The sequence below is a fragment of the Parapedobacter soli genome (assembly GCF_025460835.1).
GTDB classification, from domain to species: domain Bacteria; phylum Bacteroidota; class Bacteroidia; order Sphingobacteriales; family Sphingobacteriaceae; genus Parapedobacter; species Parapedobacter soli.
Genome location: NZ_JAMXAY010000008.1, coordinates 1 through 20,755, shown reverse-complemented (window position 1 = coordinate 20,755; position 20,755 = coordinate 1). Strand labels below are relative to the sequence as shown.

The 20,755-nt window shown below is 49.3% G+C and carries 15 protein-coding genes; 11 read left to right on the top strand and 4 right to left on the bottom strand.

The window, feature by feature from the left end:
- Together NGM62_RS05330 and NGM62_RS05325 are read left to right on the top strand one after the other, a co-directional pair.
- Nucleotides 1-1,008, top strand: a complete 1,008-nt coding sequence (locus NGM62_RS05330) for a glycoside hydrolase family 43 protein (protein ID WP_262246414.1) — start codon at nt 1-3, stop codon at nt 1,006-1,008.
- A gap of 29 nt (nt 1,009-1,037) precedes the next feature.
- Complete coding sequence (locus tag NGM62_RS05325; protein WP_262246412.1) at nt 1,038-2,108, top strand: family 43 glycosylhydrolase; 1,071 nt, start codon at nt 1,038-1,040, stop codon at nt 2,106-2,108.
- On the opposite strand, the gene NGM62_RS05320 is transcribed toward NGM62_RS05325, so the two are convergent.
- Complete coding sequence (locus tag NGM62_RS05320; RefSeq protein ID WP_262246410.1) at nt 2,102-3,004, bottom strand: AraC family transcriptional regulator; 903 nt, start codon at nt 3,002-3,004, stop codon at nt 2,102-2,104. The genes NGM62_RS05325 and NGM62_RS05320 overlap by 7 nt on opposite strands.
- A gap of 130 nt (nt 3,005-3,134) precedes the next feature.
- Between NGM62_RS05320 and NGM62_RS05315 the strand changes: the two genes are divergently transcribed.
- The 8 genes from NGM62_RS05315 to NGM62_RS05280 all read left to right on the top strand — a co-directional run bounded on the left by NGM62_RS05315 (nt 3,135) and on the right by NGM62_RS05280 (nt 16,339).
- Complete coding sequence (locus NGM62_RS05315) at nt 3,135-6,482, top strand: PVC-type heme-binding CxxCH protein (protein WP_262246408.1); 3,348 nt, start codon at nt 3,135-3,137, stop codon at nt 6,480-6,482.
- A 34-nt stretch (nt 6,483-6,516) separates the two neighbouring features.
- Complete coding sequence (locus NGM62_RS05310) at nt 6,517-7,227, top strand: ThuA domain-containing protein (protein ID WP_262246406.1); 711 nt, start codon at nt 6,517-6,519, stop codon at nt 7,225-7,227.
- Between the two features lie 38 nt (nt 7,228-7,265).
- Nucleotides 7,266-8,375 (top strand): Gfo/Idh/MocA family protein, encoded by a 1,110-nt coding sequence (locus NGM62_RS05305; RefSeq protein ID WP_262246404.1) that lies wholly within the window; start codon nt 7,266-7,268, stop codon nt 8,373-8,375.
- Nucleotides 8,376-8,417: 42 nt separating this feature from the next.
- Nucleotides 8,418-9,266 (top strand): sugar phosphate isomerase/epimerase family protein, encoded by an 849-nt coding sequence (locus NGM62_RS05300; protein WP_262246402.1) that lies wholly within the window; start codon nt 8,418-8,420, stop codon nt 9,264-9,266.
- 43 nt (nt 9,267-9,309) lie between these two features.
- Entirely contained in the window at nt 9,310-10,518 is a 1,209-nt protein-coding gene (locus NGM62_RS05295; protein WP_262246400.1) for an enolase C-terminal domain-like protein, read from the top strand.
- A gap of 138 nt (nt 10,519-10,656) precedes the next feature.
- Complete coding sequence (locus NGM62_RS05290; RefSeq protein ID WP_262246398.1) at nt 10,657-13,764, top strand: SusC/RagA family TonB-linked outer membrane protein; 3,108 nt, start codon at nt 10,657-10,659, stop codon at nt 13,762-13,764.
- A 35-nt stretch (nt 13,765-13,799) separates the two neighbouring features.
- Nucleotides 13,800-15,647, top strand: a complete 1,848-nt coding sequence (locus NGM62_RS05285; protein ID WP_262246396.1) for a RagB/SusD family nutrient uptake outer membrane protein — start codon at nt 13,800-13,802, stop codon at nt 15,645-15,647.
- Between the two features lie 17 nt (nt 15,648-15,664).
- Nucleotides 15,665-16,339 carry a DUF3823 domain-containing protein gene (locus tag NGM62_RS05280; RefSeq protein WP_262246394.1) on the top strand — a complete coding sequence of 225 codons (675 nt, stop codon included), beginning with the start codon at nt 15,665-15,667 and terminating at the stop codon, nt 16,337-16,339.
- Nucleotides 16,340-16,498: 159 nt separating this feature from the next.
- On the opposite strand, the gene NGM62_RS05275 is transcribed toward NGM62_RS05280, so the two are convergent.
- Both NGM62_RS05275 and NGM62_RS05270 read right to left on the bottom strand, forming a co-directional pair.
- Nucleotides 16,499-17,926, bottom strand: coding sequence for an arylsulfatase (locus NGM62_RS05275; RefSeq protein WP_262246392.1), 1,428 nt, complete (start codon nt 17,924-17,926; stop codon nt 16,499-16,501).
- Nucleotides 17,923-19,083, bottom strand: a complete 1,161-nt coding sequence (locus tag NGM62_RS05270) for a glycosyltransferase (protein WP_262246391.1) — start codon at nt 19,081-19,083, stop codon at nt 17,923-17,925. The genes NGM62_RS05275 and NGM62_RS05270 overlap by 4 nt, the downstream gene beginning before the upstream one ends.
- A 90-nt stretch (nt 19,084-19,173) precedes the next feature.
- On the opposite strand from NGM62_RS05270, the gene NGM62_RS05265 reads away from it, so the two are divergent.
- Entirely contained in the window at nt 19,174-19,524 is a 351-nt protein-coding gene (locus tag NGM62_RS05265) for a hypothetical protein (RefSeq protein WP_262246389.1), read from the top strand.
- Nucleotides 19,525-19,559: 35 nt separating this feature from the next.
- Here the strand turns inward: NGM62_RS05265 and NGM62_RS05260 are convergent, their stop codons facing one another.
- On the bottom strand, nt 19,560-20,327 hold the full coding sequence (locus NGM62_RS05260) for a DeoR/GlpR family DNA-binding transcription regulator (protein ID WP_262246387.1): 768 nt from the start codon (nt 20,325-20,327) through the stop codon (nt 19,560-19,562).
- Nucleotides 20,328-20,755: the final 428 nt, after the last annotated feature.

The following is a 20,755-nucleotide window of genomic DNA, read 5'->3' as shown; positions in this document are numbered from 1 at the left end:
ATGAACGAGCGAATGAACAACACGACTTGCTATTGCTTTTTGCTAGTAACCGGATTATTGACCGTCGGAATATACCTGAGGGCGCAGGAAAAGCAGGAACTTTTTTTTGCCGATCCAACGATATATGTCGAAAATGGAAAGTACTACCTAACAGGCACAGGAGGAAGTGGAAAGTCGGCATCGTCGGGATTCGCGGCGTTGGAATCGACGGACCTAAAAACCTGGACCGTGCCCACGGGTATGCAAGATTCGCATATGATCCTCTCGAAGGGTGAGCAGGCCTTCGGTAGCCACGGGTTCTGGGCGCCGCAAGTATTAAAGGGAAACGGTGCGTATTATTTGACGTATACCGCCAATGAGCAAACCGTGTTGACGCAATCGACTACGTTGCTAGGCCCCTATACGCAAGGTGAAGTTAGGCCCATAGACGGTACCGAGAAGAATATCGACTCTTACATCTTCAAAGATGAAGATGGTAAACATTACCTCTACCATGTTCGGTTTGATAATGGCAATTACCTGTGGGTGGCCGAGTTCGATTTGAAGAAAGGAGAGATAAAACCCGAAACATTAACGAAATGTTTTGGTCAAACCGAACCATGGGAAGCAACGCCGGCTTATGAGTCGGCACCCATCATGGAAGGACCCACCGTCATCAAGTTGAAAGATAAATATTACCTGTTTTATTCGGCCAATCACTTCATGAATATCGACTACGCCGTAGGATATGCCGTTGCCGATTCGCCATACGGCCCTTGGATCAAACAAAGCGATAGCCCCATCATCCACCGTACAATCGTGGGTGAAAACGGCTCCGGACATGGCGATTTATTTGAAGGATTGGATGGTCAATTGTACTACGTGTACCATGTGCATTTCGACCAGCAACAGGTAACGCCCAGGCGGACGCGGATTGTTCCCGTCATTAGGAAGTGGGATGAGGCGGTCGGCCACTACACGTTTCGTGTGGACAGCGATGGGATAATTAAACCCACGCTACAGAAATAAAACTATTTTCTCATTCAAGTTCAAAAGCGATGCTGATTTACAATCTTCTCGTTGTCTTGTTGCTACTTGCGGGCTGCGCACGCACAGACGAACAACCTGATACCGACGATGTACAGCAACCGGATACATCGGTGGCGACATACACCAATCCGGTCTTTGAACCCATCCTTGCTGACCCGACCGTGGTCCGCGACCCGGAAACGGGATTCTTTTACGCTTATGGCACCCAGGATAATTGGGGTGATGGGCAAGGTAGCCGGCTCGTGCCCATCATCCGATCGACCAACCTGGTAGACTGGCAAGTGGTGGGGCAGGCATTTGAACAGAAGCCCTCTTGGAAGGAAGACGGGGGGATATGGGCTCCGGATATAAATCTCGTGAATGGTAAATATCACCTTTACTATGCGTATTCCACGTGGGGCGACCCTAATCCGGGTATCGGCGTGGCTGTGGCGGACCAGCCGACGGGCCCCTTTACCGACCACGGTAAGGTGTTTACCAGCGAAGAAGTGGACGTTCCGAATTCCATCGATGCCTTTTATTTTGAAGAAGAGGGAGAAAAATACCTATTTTGGGGCAGCTTCAGCAATGCGCCAACACAAGGCACCTATGGCGTGAAAATGGCAGACGACGGGCTATCTGTACCCGATCTGTCGCAAAAAGTGAAAATCGCCGCCGGCGATTATGAAGCCGTGATGATCCATAAACGGGGCGAATATTATTATTTCTTCGGTTCCAAAGGCAGTTGTTGCGAAGGGGCCGATAGTAAATACCATGTGTTGGTGGCGCGCTCGGAACACCTGATGGGACCGTATGTGGACAAGGCAGGATACGCCATTACCGACCGTGGAAAAGGTACGCTTTTTATGGAAGGGAACGCACGTATTGCTGGTCCGGGCCATAATGCGCGGCTGATTGCCGACGATGAAGGAACAGATTGGTTCCTATACCATGGCATAGACCGCGCTAAGGGCAAGGTGTCGAGCGGTGCGAGCCGGCGGATGCTGCTATTGGATAAAGTCACTTGGCGCGACGGCTGGCCGGAAATCGCCGGCGGCGTACCCAGCACCACACCGCAAGCGGCGCCGGTGTTTCAATGATATTGGTGGTACGTGTCTATCGCAACCTTTTGGTACTCGTTCCGGTACTGGTGGGGCTGCTTGCCTGTTACGCTTTTGAATTGTTTGTTGAAATTGGTGACCGACTGGAAACCGCATGCGAATCCGATACGGTCTATGTTCATCTTGTCTTCTTTGAGAAGCTTGCACGCATACTCGATACGGATCTCCTTCAGGAAGTCGGAAAATGATTGGTTGACCCGCGACTTAAAATACCGGCTGAATGATGTATTCGTCATGCTAGCAATAGATGCGACCTCTTCCAGATGTATTTTCCGATGGAAGTTCTTCATGATGAATTCATACACTTTGTTCATCCGGTCTGTTTCTGCTTCGGTATTGTAGACTTTTGAGTGGGTATCGGTAATAAGTTGGCACTCGTCTGATAACGCGATGGTATTGAGTATCCTAAGGAGCTGAATGATACTGTCGGTACCTTTCAACTCCAGCAACTCGACCATCATATGACTTACGGCCCGCTGGGTGACACCAGTGATTTCAATGCCACATTGCGAGCGCTGGAAAAGATGCTTGATACTTTCAAATTCCTCTTTGTCATGGATGATTTCACCCAAGAAATGGTCGAGGAAATAAATGACGATAACCGTGGTACTCAAGCCGCTGTCTTTTTCGAAATAACTGTTATGGCTGCGCCATACGTGGGGTAGGTTCGGACCGATAAGAACCAAGTCATTTGATTTGAATGGTTTGATGCTATCGCCGACGAACCGGTTTCCCTCGCCTTCAACCACGTAAGACAATTGGAACTCCGGGTGGAGGTGGAATGTGGGGTCAAAATAAGGTTCTACTTGCTTACGTACCACGAACGTCCGGTTTTCGGGGATAAGTGCTTTGGGTATAACGTTCTTTTTTTTCATGATTTATCATTGCAAATATATAAAAATACAAAATAATGATATAATTTGATTATAAAGAGATAAGATACCGTGGTTTTTCTGCGGGTTTGCGGTGTACTTTTGTATTGTTTACGATTATAGAGCTTATTATATGAAACTAATTTCCTACTTGTATCTTGCCGTTTTGTGTCTGTTTCTTGTCCAATGTACGGGCGATAATCGAAATTACCCCCGGCGAGCCGAGGTGTTGTTCGTAGGCAGCGCTGATGAAGCAGACGAAGCAGGTAAGTATGCATCGTGGCTGGCAATCGAACTTTTTAAGAGCGGCATCAACCTGACGTATACCGAGAACTTTGAAGATCTGAATAAAAAAAACCTACACGTATACGATGGCGTGGTGTTATTTGGCATTTCCGACTCCCTTGCAGCAGATCAAAAGCGGATTTTATCTGACTATGTATCCGGTGGTAAGGGTCTTCTCTCTTTAGGTACGGAATCACTGGTTATCGATGACGCCACACCCGCCGGAGCAATGGATGGCGGTGCCGCAAACTCGGCGCAACAGCTAGTGAAGGGCAATGGCCGTATATTCCATACGGCGCTTGGTAAAGAAAACGACACGTGGAAGCGTTTGGACTTTTTGCGAATGATCAATAGTGGTGCGCAGTGGGCATTGGGTGAGAAAGTGATGGGTTTGGTAGCTCAATTACAGATTCCAAGTGTAAGTATTTATGAAGATACCATTGCCGATTTTACTGCCCGGCATTTTGTTCCAAAAATGCAAGATCCGTTGTCGCCGGAGGAATCGGAGAAACTTATCCAGGTTCCCACAGATTTCGAATTGAAGCTATTCGCTTCGGAACCGGATATCGTTAACCCTATGGCGATGAGCTGGGACGAGAAGGGGCGCCTGTGGATTATTGAGGCTATGGATTATCCCAACAATTTTGTTGAGCTTAAAGGGGAGGCGAACGACCGGATTAAGATTTGTGAAGACACCGACGGCGATGGCGTGGCGGATAAGTTCACGGTATTTGCAGACGGGCTGAATATAGCCACGAGCCTGACCTTTGCCAATGATGGTGTCATTGTATCGATGGCCCCCCATTTCATTTTCCTCAAAGATACCGATGGCGATGACGTGGCAGACCTACGCGACACCGTGATGACGGGATGGAATAAGAATGATACCCACGCTGGACCTTCTAACCTACAGTATGGGTTCGATAACAAAATCTGGGGTGTTACGGGCTATGCTGGTTTCAACGGTTACATTAATGGCCAGCGGCTAGCCTTCGGCCAAGGTGTATACCATTTTAACCCCGATGGTACTGATTTCGAATTCTTAGCTACCACCAGCAACAATACATGGGGGTTGGGTATGACTGAAGATAACAACGTTTTTATTTCAACGGCAAACAACACGCACAGTGCCTACTATTCGATGCCCGAGCAGCTGTTGCAGCGTAGGCTTCGGGGCGATGACTCGCGGCCATCGATCAATGCAGTGCAAAAAATCGATGGTCACTATGAGGTGCATACGATGACACCAAACCTCCGCCAGGTGGATGTGGTGGGTGGATTCACTTCGGCCGCTGGGCATCATTTCTACACCGCACGTGACTATCCGCAAAGTTATTGGAATAAGGTCGCATTTGTCACCGAGCCAACTGTGCGTTTGGTTCATAAAGCCATTATCGAGCCTGACGGCGCGGGTTTTAAGGAGCACGATGGGTGGAATTTGATGGCCAGTTCAGATGAATGGTTCGGTCCGGTCCACGCAGAGGTAGGTCCCGATGGAGCTGTGTGGGTGCTTGACTGGTATAACTTCATCATCCAGCACAATGTGTTCGTACCGGCCCAGGCACCATCGGAATTGGTATTGCCATTTGTGGAACAACCCCATGGTCCCGGCAATGCGTTTGAGAGTGAGTTGCGGGATAAAAAATACGGCCGTGTATATCGCTTGGTGTACAAAGACGCCAAACACCACAGCTCATATAAGCTTTCCAAAGACGATACGGGTGGCCTACTGAAGGCCCTGAAGAGCGACAATAAATTTTGGCGCATGCACGCGCAGCGGCTATTGGTGGAGCGGCAAAAGGATGACGTTGCCAAGGACTTGATCAGGATAGCGGGTGATCGTAGCGTCGACAAAATCGGGTTGAATGCACCGGCCATCCATGCACTTTGGACTTTGCAAGGATTGAACCTGGTTGGTCAGCGGCAGGATGTATCTGACGCCGTGGTGAAAGCTTTGGGGCACCCCTCAGCCGGGGTACGTAAAGCTGCGGTACAGGTGTTGCCGACAGGAGAGCAGTTCCGTGATGAGTTATTGAAGAGTGGCGTGTTGGCCGATACTAATCTGAATACCCGGCTCGCCGCGTTTGTGAAGCTCACGGAGTACCCGGTGTCGGAACAAGTCGCAGAGGCGTTGCTAGAAGCCACGAGCGATTCGGTTAATGAGAGCGATAGGTGGCTATCACAAGGACTGTTTGCGGCAATAGCGCATCACGAAGACCCATTTTTTAGGTTGGCGTCTGCACCGGGCGTAAGTAATTTTGCTACACGCATACTTGAGTCGCTCGCTACGGAAGAGTACACGCTCGGCCGTAGAAGCCGTTTCACGTTTTCGCCCGACGTTTCAAACAAGGAAATCCGCATCCAGGCGGAGGTGCAGCGACGAGACAACCAGCCTTACAACGGGCTGATTGTAGGACAGGGCGATAAAAATAGCGGTTATGCGTTGTATGCCAAGAACAACCGACTGTTTTTCGAGGTATACCAGCATGGCCAATCGGCAACGGTAACTTCACGTGGCAATCTGCCCGGTGAGTTTGTGGCCGATGCCCGTTTGACGGCCGATGCCTCGATAGAGCTACTCATCAATGGGGTAAGCCAGGGAAGTGCAAAAGCGATGCACCTCTTTGCCCAGCCGCTGGGCCTCAACCTGCGCTCGGGCGAAGATATAGAAGGACCCGAAGCGTTTACAGACTATGGCGACCATTCCCGGTTTACAGGTAATGCCAATAATATCATCGTCAGGCTTTCAAAGGCAAACCGGTCTGCTTTGGCAAGCGATGGGGCAGCAGCTGCGGCCGACGCTGCCGCGAGCGTACCTTCTGAACGGATTGAACTGAAAGCGGTGAAAGATATCATGCAGTATGATAAGAAACTGATCACCGTTCCGGCCGGCAAGCGGATAACACTCGTGTTTGAAAACCCTGACGGAATGCAGCATAATCTACTGATTATCCAACCCGGTACGCTGGATATCGTAGGCAAGGCGGCAGATGATATGCTCCGTTCATCCGAAGCGTTTGAAAAACAATATATCCCCAGCATACCCGAGGTATTGCACCATACGCCATTGGTAGATCCGGGCGAGAGCTACACGTTGGAGTTTACGGCACCGGGGGAGCCGGGTGACTATCCTTACGTATGTACGTTCCCGGGGCACTGGCGGGGGATGAACGGTATTATGCGGGTAGTGAAATAGGGATTGGATTAAATGTATTTATAAAATATAAAAGATGAACAACACAATGAAACTATTAGCGGTATTGGCATTGTTGCTTATTACGGTGAGCACAGCGCCGGGTCAGACCAAACCTATCGAAATTTTGATGGTTGGAGGTGGCGGCTCCCATGATTTCGCCCGGTGGTATGGCCAGGAGGACAAAAGCACCATCGAATCGGCAGGTGAATTCCGTGTTATTTATACCGAGAACACCGATTCCATACCGGCATACCTGAAGCACGCTGATCTTCTTATCCTAACGAACAACCAGCCGATCGGCGCAGAAGGACAGGCCGCAATCACGAAATTCGTGGAGAAAGGCCGTGGCTTACTGCTGTTGCACGCGGCTGTATGGTATAATTGGGAAGATTGGCCTGAGTACAACCTTAATTATGTGGGCGGCGGTAGCAGGAGCCACGAGAAGTTCCAAGAATTCAAGGACTATGTCATTAACCCAGCGCACCCTATTACACAGGGCGTGCCGGCAAAGTTTGAATTTAAGGACGAATTATACCGCCACGTACCGGACCCAGCAGCTAAAGGGATTGAGGTGCTGGTTATCGGGCAGTCGAAAGAAACCGATGCCGTTTACCCAGTTGTTTTTACCGTGAAACACCGCAAAGCGAAGATTGCAGGAATCACCTTGGGACACGACGAACATAGCCACCAGCATGATGCATACAAATCGCTGCTGATCAATGCTGTTAACTGGATTGCAAACTAACAAAAAACGAAATATTTAGCTAAAAACAAGATTAGAACATGTCACAAATCACTGTCGTTATCGTAGGAATGGGTTTTGGTAAAGAGTTTATACCCATCTACCAAAAACACCCGAATATCAAAGCTGTTGGGATTTGCACGCGCAACGAAAATACATTGAATGAGCTGAAAACAAAGTTCGACCTCGATGAAGATTTGGTGTTTACCGATTTCGAAGAAGTCGTGAAACGGGATGATGTGGATGCCATCCACATTGTAACGCCTGTACCGGAACATGCCCGGATGACACTGGCTTCATTAAATGCGAATAAGCATACGGCCTGTACCATACCGATGGCCATGACGGTAGCAGACTGTGAGGCCATTGTAGCTGCCAAGCGTAGATCAGGTAAGGTATACATGATGATGGAAACCGCACTGTATACCCGTGAATTCCTCTATGGACTGAAATTGGCCGAAACCGGACAATTGGGTAAAATCCAGTTTGTCCGTGGATCGCACATCCAAGACATGAGTATGGATGGCTGGGCGGAGTACTGGAAGGGCTATCCACCAATGTTGAACGGTACGCACGCCATCTCCCCATTGCTGCGCATCAACAATACCATTGCCGAGTCTGTGGTTTGCCATGGCTCTGGGAGGTTGTCAGACGATCTGGCCAGCCGTTACAATGCGCCCTACGCCGTAGAAACCGCAACGTTCAAGTTGAAAGATTCGGATGTCGTGGCAGAGGCTACACGGTCGTTATTTGACGTGGTAAGGCAATACCGTGAGAGCTATGATGTATACGGAACGAAGATGTCTTTTGAATGGGAGCAATTGCAGGATGAGCAGCATGTGATTTTTGACGGCGGTGAAAATGCGCGTCGGATTGACGTGCCTGATACCGACGAACTATTGATTCCGGAGATTGCTGATTTCACCAAGCGCGAGCGCATCGACGATCCTAACCACGTGTCTTTCCTCCAGGGGGCCGGACACGGTGGTTCGCACCCCCACTTGGTGCAGGAATTCGTTGCAGCCATCGTGGAAGGCCGCGACTCAGCGGTGGATGCGGCACTCGCGGCTAACTATACCTGTGCGGGTATCTGCGCCCACGAGTCGGCCATGAAAGGCGGCATCCGAGTGGAGATTCCAAGTTTTGAATAAGTTAAGGTTTGTTCCATTCATAAGTTAGGTTGGTTTAAAAAGATGTATATAGGAATTAGCACGTTTGTTTGGGTTTCACCGTTCTCAACAGCATCGTTTGATGTGTTGCATAAGGCAAAAGCTATCGGGTACGATGTCATTGAAATAGCTGTGGAAGATCGCGATTTGATTGATTGGGTGGTCTTGAAGAAGGTGAGCCGCGAGCTGGGTTTGCGCGTGACGGTCAGCGGCGCTTTCGGTATGGACCGCGATATTTCCAGTGATCGGCCGGAAATCCGGGCAAATGGGCTTTCCTATATCATCGATTGCCTAGAGATCGCGAATGACTTTGAAAGTCCGGTATTCGGCGGACCTCTTTATTCGGCCGTCGGGAAGACAAGATTGGTTTCTGCCGAACAGAAAGCACAGGAAAGGCAATGGTGCCTGGACAACCTTCATGAAGCCATTAAGCGAGCTGAGGAGCTGGGTGTGACCCTGGCATTGGAGCCATTGAATCGTTTTGAGACCGATATGGTCAATACCGTCGATCAGGCTATTGCCATTGTAGATGAATTGAACAGCCCTTATTTGAAGGTTTTGTTAGATACCTTCCACAACAATATTGAAGAAAAAGACATCCCTGCCAGCATCGTGAAGCTAGGGGATCGGCTGGTCCATGTGCAGGCCAATGAGAATGACCGCGGGACACCCGGAACGGGCCATTTGGACTGGATAGGCATACGTGATGCGCTGCGCACCATTGGCTATGAGGGAAGCCTGGTGATCGAGACTTTCGGTGCACCGTCTAAAGAACTAGCCCGGGCGGCCAGTATCTGGCGCCCGTTGGCCAATAGCGCCGATGAACTGGCAGTGGAAGGATTTGAATTTTTAAAGAAAACATTTCGTGAATGATGGGTAATTGATACACAATGATTAACTATTAAAACACTAAATTATGAGAAGAAGGGAATTCATTTACATGCTGAATGCCGGACTGGCGGCGGGTGTGCTGTCAAAGACGGCCCTTGGCGGGGTGTTGCGAAGCAGGCCGGGTGCAGCCCGCATGCAAGAGGAATTAGCCTACCATACCATACAATCGGTAACGTTTGGCGATGTGCGCATGCAGTACCCTCGTTTTGTGGGGAAAAATGCGCGGCTAGACGTGCATGGTTTCGGACCGCGTATCGGTATCTGTACCATCACGACAGACAAGGGGGCCAAAGGCTGGGCCTCCCTTCGGGGCGGCCGCGATAGCGCACAACGGATTGTTCCGGAACTGGTAGGCAAGAAATTATCAGAGGTGTTCCATGTCGATGCAGGCATCACAGACGACCGTTATCTATCGTTCGATATCGCGCTGCACGACCTAGCCGGTGTAGCCCTGAACAAACCGGTATATGCCCTGCTTGGGCGTGACAAGCCATTTACAACAAAGTACTATAGCGGCATGATTTATTTCGATGACCTCGAACCAGCCCACGCGCCGGGAGGTATCGATAAAGTGTTGGCCAACTGCCGCTATGACTACGACTACGGCTACCGCCAGTTCAAATTGAAAATCGGTAGAGGACACCGTTGGATGGCCCAAAAGGAAGGGTTGGCCCGGGATATTGAGGTCACCAAGCGGGTGGCGGCAGCCTTCCCCGATTGTGAGATTCTGGTAGACGGCAACAACGGTTTTACGGTCAATGAGTTTACTGAGTACCTCGAAGGGATAGGCGATACGCCCCTGTTCTGGATCGAGGAACCCTTCCATGAGACCGTGCAGGACTACCGGAAACTGCGCGACTGGATGGCCAAAGCCAATGTAAAAAGTTTGCTCGCGGAGGGTGAGGCCGACCCAGATCCGGCATTGCTGGACGAGTTGATGCAGCAAAAGCTGATGGACGTGCACATCTCGGATATCGAAGGGCTTGGATTTACCAACTGGCGGAAACTCATGCCAAGACTGGTGCAATACGGCGTCCAAGCGTCTCCCCACGCGTGGGGTTCGCTGCTCAAGACCTATTATACCGCCCATATGGCCGGGGGCTTGGGCAATACGGTGACGATAGAAGGGGTAACGAGCACGTCGGACGATGTGGACCTCAGTGGATATACCATCAAAGCGGGAAGGCTCATTCCGCCGGATGCACCGGGATTCGGGATTACCTTGTTAAGGTAGTCTTGGCAAGGTGAAAATTCCATGTCTGCCGCTTTTGCTGGGATTAGTAAACCGGTTTAGTTAACGGGTGGATGTTTGGAAAACTTGAATACAGGATTAATAAATACAGTTATAAACAATTAAAACAACAACAGAACTATGAGTAAAACTTTACTTGTAACATTGTTATGGTGTGTTGGACTATCCATGACAATGGCCCAGACCCGTTCCGTTACTGGGACGGTAAGGGATGCGACGGGAGGCACGCCAATCGGCAGTGCAACCATCAAAGCGTTGGCCAGCGAACGGACCACGTCGAGTTCGGCTGATGGAACGTTTTCCATTGAGGTGTCATCCACCGGTGATTCCTTATTGGTAACCTACCTTGGCTACGACCAGGCGGTGGTAAACATTGGCATCGGTACGAATAATATATCTATCAGTTTGACTTCGTCTGCCGAGTCGTTGGAAGAAGTGGTCGTCACAGGCTTTGGTATGGCACAGCGGAAAGAGACGTTAACTGGCGCTATCGCATCTATCGGTGCAGAGGATATCAGCCGATCATTAGCTTCCACCACGTCTGGTGCGTTAGTGGGAAAATTATCTGGCGTAAACTTTCGGCAAACCGACGGCCGGCCGGGATCGTCTACGCAGTTGCGGATACGCAACATGGGTAACCCGCTGTATGTTATCGACGGTGTACAGAAAGATGCCGGGCAATTCAACAATCTTGATTTCAATGACATTGAATCAATCGCGGTGTTGAAGGATGCATCAGCAGCTATCTATGGTGTACGGGCGGCGAACGGTGTCGTGGTAGTCACGACCAAAAAGGGTAAGCGGAACACAAAAAACACGTTCAATCTGACATCAAATTATGGTTTCCAGAACTTATCCACCTTTCCTGAACCAGCGGATGCAGTGACCTATGTGGAGAGTTATATTCAATCCCAAACTGTACAACAGGTAGATAATTATCGGTACAATGCTGAAGACCTCGCCAAATGGAAGCAAGGCACCGAGAAAGGCTACGTGCCGTTTGATTGGCGTGATTTTATTTGGGAAACCTCTCCCCAAGTTTACCTGAATGCCAACGTATCAGGAGGTTCGGACAAGATCAATTATTACTTTAGCTTGGGCCACCTTAACCAGCAGGATGTGATTGTGAATTATGGCGGATTCAAGCGTACCAACGTACAGATAAATGTCAATTCACAGATTTCTGACCGTTTTAAGATTGGCGCCAGCTATAACGCGCGTCTAGAGTACCGTGAAAACCCAGGTGTACCCGGCGGTGACGATCTGTGGTTACCGCGCTTCGGTACATTCCGTAATTTGCCTACGGTACGGCCGTTTGCCAACGACAACCCATTGTACCCGACGCTGACTTCGAATGACCCAGGAACGAATTTCGGCTGGCTGACCTATGATTTGGCGGGTAAACGGACAGATACTTGGCGGGTTAGCCAACTCAACTTTGATGCTGAATATGATATTATCGATGGGTTGAAAGCGAAAGCATTGGTAGGTTATTATTTCGCCAACAACCGGATGGATAATCAGGAGTATACCTATAAGTTGTATGGGTATGACGAAGCTACCGATACCTATCCGGTGATTTTCGAAAACAACAACCCTTGGCGCGAGCGGGAAATGGGCCATGTGGAGGAAATGACCTCGAACGTGCAGCTGAATTACGCCAAGGCATTTGGTGGGCATAATCTCGCGGTAATTGGTGGTGTGGAAACGATCCTGAGAAAGGAGCCGGGGGCGTGGCTGCATTCCATTCCTACGGCCAATTCGTTGCACCTGATTGATTATGAAACGATGGATACCTATAACGATAGGGGTGATAATCCACAAGCTCGGATAGGTTATATTGGAAAAATCAATTACGATTATAATGGCAAATATCTCCTTGAGTTACTTGGACGCTATGATGGTTCATGGAAATTCCCACCCAATGACCGCTGGGGTTTCTTCCCTGCAGCATCTGCTGGATGGCGTATTTCGCAGGAATCGTTCTGGCAAGACAGCAAGCTGGCGAATGTTGTTAACGATTTGAAACTTCGGGGATCCTATGGTTTGGTGGGTGATGATGACACGCCGGGCTATGGGGCATTTGATTACATGCCGGGATATAATTACAAACAAGGTGGTTCGGTAATCAACGGACAATACGTTTTGGGTACGCAGCCACGCGGCCTACCTGTAACCACTTTGTCCTGGTTGCGTGCTAAGATGATCAATATCGGTTTCGATGCGGCTTTCCTGGACAACCGGTTGACCGCCACCGTCGAACTATTTCAGCGTAAACGTACGGGGTTGCCGGCAGGTCGTTATGATATTTTGTTACCTGCAGAAGTCGGGTTTGGGCTTCCTAATGAAAACCTGAATTCTGATATGATTAAAGGCTATGAAACCATGGTTCGCTGGAGTGATCGTGCGGGGGAGTTTTCCTACTCGTTGGGAGGTAACTTTACTTATGCTCGATTCTACGATTGGGACCGCTACAAACCCCGCTTCAGCAACTCCTGGGATGAGTATAGAGGTTCACTCGGTCACCGGTATGGTTACTTGAACTGGGGCTTGCAGTCTGATGGGCAATTCCAAAGCTGGGAAGAGATTGACAGCTGGCCAATCGACAATGACCGCCAAGGTAACCGCACGTTGCGGCCGGGTGATGTAAAATACAAGGACCTCAATGGCGATGGGGTAATCAATGGGCTGGATGAACGCCCGATTGGATACCGTCAAGATGCGACACCGGTTATTAACTTCGGTTTAAACTTTGCATTCGGCTATAAAAACTTTGATTTAGCACTAGATTTCTCCGGTGGTGCGATGTACACCTTCTACAAGGAGTGGGAGATGCGTACTCCTTTCCAAAATGATGGGAATATTCCGCAGTACTATGCGGACGGTGCGTGGAAGCTTTCCGATATCTGGGATGCCAATAGTGAGCTTATACCGGGTGAATACCCGATGCTCCTAATCGGTAATGGGTCACACAGTAACTACTGGAACAGTGATTTCTGGAAGCAAAACATCCGCTATATCAAACTCCGGAATTTGGACTTCGGCTATTCGTTGCCGACACGGATTCTTGAGCCGCTTTCCATCACAGGTGTTCGGGTTTATTTCTCCGGTCAGAACCTGCTCACGCTTACCAACCTGATTGGTATTGACCCTGAAACACAGGATAACAACGGATTAGGTTACCCGACGATGCGGATCATGAACTTCGGTATCAATGTGAGGTTTTAATAGGTTGAAGATTATTAAGTAGAAAAGAAAGTATTATGAAAAAGTCTAGCATATCAATATTCAAGGTGCTGATACTAGCGAGCGGGATTACCTGCTTTAATAGCTGTTCAGACTTCCTTGAGCGCCAGCCCGACACCATCATGACCGACGACCAGATTTTTGGTGATGCGGTGATGATCCGTTCGGTACTGGCTAATTACTACGGTCGCGTGAACTGGGGGCAGAGTAACTCAGGTAATGGCTATGATTACACCATCTTGGATGAGGCTGGAAAATCCGATGGAGGCCCTGATAATATACAGGGTTATTCGAACAGTCTCTGGCGCGTTTACGATTATACCTTGATACGTAATATCAATCAATTTTTGCAGGGTCTGCGAGAAACGACAGCATTGGCTGCTGCAGACAAACAGGTGTACGAGGGAGAAGCCAGGTTTCTCCGTGCCTGGACGTATTTTAATATGGCCAAGGGATTGGGCGGTATGCCCATTGTAGGCGATGAGGTATTTGATTACGAAAGTGGTATGGACGTCACAGCCTTGCAATATCCGCGGTCTACCGAGGCGGGGATTTATGATTACGTCATCGAAGAATGCGACGCAATTTCTACTCTGCTACCAGACGGAACAAACCAAAACTCCGCCCGTGCCAATAAGTGGGTGGCACTGATGTTGAAGGCACGTGCCGCAATTTATGCGGGCTCGCTGGCAAATTACAACAACAAGATGCCGAGCCCCATCAGGACCTCGGGAGGTGAAGTAGGGATTCCTGCCGATCGAGCAGCTGGTTATTACGAGCAAGCCTTGGCTGCCGCAAAAGATGTCATTGAAAACAGTCCATACGAGCTGCAGCTGAATAAGCCGGATGATTTGGAGCGGAATTTTTACGAAGCATTGAGTGTGAAGGATAACAACAAAGAAGTTATCTGGGCACAAGACCGTATCTATCCGGGTAGTGGCCAACAGACTAACTTTACCACTCAGAACATCCCTGGTTCGCATGCCGAGGATATTGACCGCGCGTATGCCGGCCCCATTTTGAACCTGGTAGAAGATTTCGAATATACGGATAACCGAAATGGTGATATCCGTATCCGGGATGGCCAAGGTGATTATATTTTCTATGACGACCCATTGGATGCATTTGCAAATAAAGATGCCCGGTTAGGAGGAACGGTGATTTTGCCAAACGCACCATTCAAGGGTATACCTGTTGTGTTGCAAGCAGGCCAAAAAGTGTGGAACAACGGAGCGTGGCAAACGATAACGAGTGGCGGTGACGAGGAAGACGATGCAGGTCGGTTGATAACCGCGGCTAATGGGCCGAACCGTTCCAGTGAACCATACGTCAACAAAACCGGTTTTTTCTTTCGTAAATTTTTGGATGAAGCCCCGTTAGCATCCACGCGCGGCCGTAATAGCGATATGTGGTTCCCAAGATTTCGGTTCGCCGAAGCGGTGTTGATTGCTGCGGAGGCTGCGATGGAGCTGGGCCAGCAATCTGCAGCGGTTGGATATATCAATCAGGTGCGCGATCGGGCGGGGATACAGCCGTTGACAAGCGTGACCTTGGATGATATCATCCAAGAACGTCGAGTAGAGTTTGCTTTTGAAAATCATCGCTACTGGGATTTGAAGCGTTTCCGTAGGGCACATATTGTATGGAATGGTGTGGTGAATAGCCCAACAGCCCAACAATATGCATTATTTCCATATTTAGTGGTTGCGCCTGGAACCGAGAATGACGGCAAATACGTGTTTGATCGGTTGGTGTTCAGCAATTCATTGCACCCACGCTTTTTTGAGTTGAGAAATTATTACAATTTCATCGACTTAGGTTGGCAGAATGCGAATCCGAAGATTGTATTGAATCCGTTTCAATGATTTTAATGATTATGACGATGAAAAAATTATTTAATATGTTGTTGCTTCCCGCAATAGTAGCGGTAAGTAGTTGTGGACTGGATAACTATGATGCACCGGAGTCAAAAATACTGGGACGCGTAGTCTATAACGGGGAGCCGGTAGGTGTCCGTGGTACGGGTGAGGCGGTTCAGCTTCAGCTATACCAAGATGGTTACGAATTGGGCAGCCCTATTCCGGTGTATGTTGCACAGGATGGTAGCTTCGAGGCGTTGGTCTTCGACGGTGAATACAAATTGGTTACACGGGATAATAATGGTCCGTGGGTAAACGACCGTGATACAACAGTGGTTAACGTGAAGGGCACAGCAAACGTCGATATTGAGGTAACGCCGTTTTACACACTATCCAATGTACAGCTCTCGCTAAGTGGTAATACTGCCAATGCCTCTTTCCAGGTTAATGAAGTGGCAGGAGGCAGGGATATCGAATACGTAATGATTTTGGTGGGTAAAACCTCCTTTGTTGATGATGTCTCGTACACGGCACGGGTCGATATCAATGAAGTTGCTGCTGGCAGCACGGTTACCGGCTCCATTGATTTGGCAAACAATGCGGATTTCCAATCGGGGAAGGCATTGTATGCGCGTGTAGGATTACGCCCGGTAGGTAAGGATCAAGCGATTTATTCGCAGGTTGTTAAGTTACGATAAGTTCCATTGAACTTATCTTTAAACCGTTATCCGTCAGTTAAGGCGGGTAACGGTTTTTTGTTTGGCGTTGGAACTACTCCTGTTACCTCGCGACGGTCAATTTTGCTTCCTTTCTTGTAACCCGCTACTTTTGTTAAACCAACTACAAGCCGTGTAACGTTAACGGAGCTGCGTCGGAATAAATGGAAACACAGCACTTTCCTCATGGGCCTCCGCCATCATCCCTGCCAACTGGCCCACGATTTCCGGATGTTCGGCGGCCACGTCTGTTGTTTCAGCGGGGTCGTCATAGAGATTGTAAAGAGCTATGGGTGCATCCGGATTTTCTTTCACATTGAGCCGTATACCTTTCCATTTGCCCATGCGTACGGCTTGTCGGCCACCACCCTCGTGGAACTCCCAGTACAGGTAGGTATGCTGCCGCTGGTTGCCTTGGCCGAGGAGCGTTGGTAAAAATGAAATCCCGTCGGTATAGCGGGGCCGGGTTGCCCCGGTAATCTCAACCAGCGTAGGCATGACATCCCAAAAAGCCCCGATATGATCCGATACGCTTGCGTCAGCTATATGGTTCGGCCAACGTACGATGAACGGCGTGCGGATGCCCCCCTCGTATAGGTCGCGTTTCACCCCGCGGAAGCCTGCTGCACTGTTGAAAAAGTCGGGGTCTGCGCCGCCTTCCTGATGGGGCCCATTGTCGCTGCTGAACAGCACGATGGTATTATCGGCCAACCCCAGTTCGTCGAGTTTGTCCAATACCTGACCTACGTATGCATCCATTCGGCTTACCATGGCGGCAAACGTAGCCCGTGGCTTGGCTACGGAAGCATAGCCGCCTACGGTGGCTTCCGGGCCGTAGTCGTTACCTTTGTGGGGCGTTTCCGGAAACATATTTTCATACTGCCTGTAATATTCATCTTCCGGACCTTGCAGCTCGGCATGGGGCAGTATAGTGGGGATAAATAAGAAAAAGGGATGATCTTGATGGTTTTCGATAAATGCTAACGTCTTTTCTTGGATGATAGCTGGGGCGTAATGCACCTTTTGCGATAAATCATTGCCCTCCAATATGACTTTTTCGCTATTGTGCCAAAGGTGAGTAGGATAGTAGCGATGTGATTGGCGCTGGCAATTGTATCCGAAAAACTCATCGAACCCCTTATGGTTAGGGTCGCCGCTGGTGCCCACCATGCCCAAACCCCACTTACCGAAAGCCCCGGTGGTATAGCCCGCCTGCTGCAGCAACTGGGCGAACGTCTGCACGGAATCGGCTAGGGGCTCTTGGCCCTCCGGTTGGATTTCTTTATTGCCACGTATATAGGTATGCCCTGTATGCTGGCCGGTGAGGAGAACGGAACGCGACGGAGCACATACCGTGGTGCCCGCATAAAACTGTGTGAAGCGCATGCCCTCGGCTGCCAGCCGGTCCAAGTTGGGGGTGTGGATGTGTGTTTGCCCGTATACACCGAGATCACCATAGCCGAGGTCGTCGGCAAGGATAAAAACGATGTTGGGCCGTTGTTGGGCGTGTAATGCCAGCGGTAATGAGCCCAGTAATAGTATAAGCCTAAAGATGTTGCGGATAATCATAATGCGGTTCCTTTCGTTGCGTGATAACAGGTTAATAATAGCTTTTTGTTTTGTGATGCCGTATAATACTGCTCATATTCCCCCCGTGCGTTACGACTGATTTGCATTTTGTATGGGCGGTCTGTGCGCAACCATTCGGCAACCTTTTGACGTAAGGCCGTAGCATCGTTGGCGGCAAACCGCCAACCGTTCTGCCCTTCGTGTACCAGACTACGCATGGCGCCGAGATCGCTGACGATGACCGGAGTGCCTGCGGCAAATGCTTCAAGCAATGTCATGGGCAGCCCTTCAAACCAGATGGACGGAAAAAGCAATGCAGTGCATTCTGCCAGCTGATGGCCGATAGCGGTGCGGCTGAGGTTACCGAGGTATGTGATGTTTGGAGAGGCTTGTGCTGCCGCTATCACCTGTTCCCGTAGCGGACCGTCGCCTGCTATACGGAGTTGATGATCGGTGCGAGTAAAGGCATCCAGCAATACCTGAACCCCTTTCTCTGCGGAGAGGCGCCCGATGAATAGAAAATGGTCACCACGAGATGCGGAGCTTTCGGGACCGTCAACCACGAAATTCGGCTTGGTTATAAATTTTTCGGCGGCCACACCTAATGAGGAGTTTACGAATAGCTGTTTGGAGAAATCCGTCAACGTAATGTATCTGTCTACCATGCGCCACGTGCCCACTTTCCGGTGTAGCCAATTGGAGAAAGCCAGCCACGCTGTTTTCACTACCGAGTGGCTGTGTACGCCTTTTCGCACCGCTTCCCAAGGGAAGTTTGTGTGGAGACTGGCCGTGAAGACCTGTCCTTGGTGGAATAGGGTTGCCGAAGGGCAAAGCAAGCGGTAGTTGTGTAGTGTCATAACCACGGGTACCCCCAAGCGGCTGGCTATGCGTATGGCGAGTGGGCCGACCGCATAGTGTAGGTTATGGATATGGACGAGGTCTGGCTGATAGCGCTCGATAGCCTTTCTTATGCGTCGCCCTGCCCAAACATTCCAGGGTAACCATAGGGTCTGCCAGGCACCCCGCCACCCTTTCCGGTTTTGGAACACTAGCGTGAAGACTTCTTCGGTGGTGCTAAGTAAAACGCGCTCCTGCTCGAAAACCACATCTTCACCGCCTGGCTGCTGATAAAAATTATGGATAATGAGTATGCGCATGGCGTGTATGGCAAAGCTACGAAATGTATTTGCAAAAAAAATGTTATCTTTAGGGCACCATCAAATGGTTGTCAAACATAACCGTTTCCTATGGAAAGAAGATGCATGGACTGTGGTGAGCCGGTTGTAGGGCGAGCCGACAAGAAATTTTGCGATGATGCCTGCCGTGCCAATTACAATAACCGGCGCAACAGTGAAGAGAGCGGTTACCTCCGTAAGGTAAATAACATTCTTAAGCGAAATCGGAGGATTTTAGCGAAACTGAGCCCAGAAGGCGGTAGAAAAGTGAAATGGCAAGCGCTGATAGACGAAGGGTTCAATTTCAATTATATCACCGACATGAATGAGCCGACGGAAGCGTGCCAGTATCGGTTTTGCTACGAGTATGGATACCTGTTGTTGGATGCGGACGAGGTGCTGCTGGTGCGGCGGAAGGGTTGACCTAACCGGCCCGCACGTTATAAGCTGTCGCCGTCTCACTTGGCGACGATTACTTTCAACCCGCGCTCTTCAAGTTCCTTGACCGTCGTCTCCGATACACCAGTGTCCGTTATAATGTATTGTACTTGTTCCAGTTCGCATATTTTGCCGATGCCACGCTTTCCGAATTTCGAGCTGTCGGCCAATACCACCACGACCTGCGATGCATTAATCATCTTTTGGTTGATATTGGCTTCGGTGAGATTACTGATGGAAAACCCAAAATCGAGATCGATTCCATCCACGCCGATGAACAACACCCCGCAGGAAACCCGGTCAAGCATATATTCGGCGTAAGAACCTGCTACGGACGATGAGTTGATGCGAATGATGCCGCCCAATTGCAGCACTTCAACATTCGTGCGATTACATAATTCCATCGTTACCTTGATGGCAGGCGTAATAACGGTAAGCGGTTTGGCCGGATGCAAATAATGGGCTAATTCGAAAGCAGTGGTGCCGGAGCCGATGATGATGGCATCATTTTGTCCGATAAGCTTGACGGCGGCCTTTGCGATTTTTTTCTTCTGCTCGGCATTGATGGTTGCCTTTTCTAAAATAGGACGGTCGATCGTGTATGGATTAGTGAGCGAAGCGCCTCCACGCGTAATAAAGATAAGTCCCTTGTCTTCTAGGAATTTGAGGTCCTTTCGAATGGTGACACCAGAAACCTTAGTTTGGTCGATCAACTCGGGGATAGTGATTTGTCCTTTTTTCTTGAGTCGTTCCAAAATGAACTGGTGCCGCTTCGTGATGTTCTTCATGATGACTTATCTTTAGTTTAAGGAGCTTTCTTTTTGCACAAAAGTAGTTTATTTTATGAACAAGTCGAAGTAAAAACATGGTGTTTTGGGATATAACGGTTAGCAAATAACTTTTATTAAGTTAATTAAACTTTAATTTGATATTATTTTTAATTTTATTTTGTTTTTAAGTATTATATTTTATTACATTTGTAGCGTTATGAGCCTGAGTTCATTGATACGATGAGTGTAAGATTGGTAGGTTTTCGTAGGTCACGAGGGTGATTTCCCCGATAGTGGTACGTTTGGAAAAGTGGATGAGTCGGGGGCGGTAGTGGTTATACGAATGAACCGAAATTAACAACATTGTAGTCTATTTGCTGATTGAGGTGTTGATTAATAATTACGGTTCTATGACGATTTGTATGGCTAAATTAGCTGATCAACCA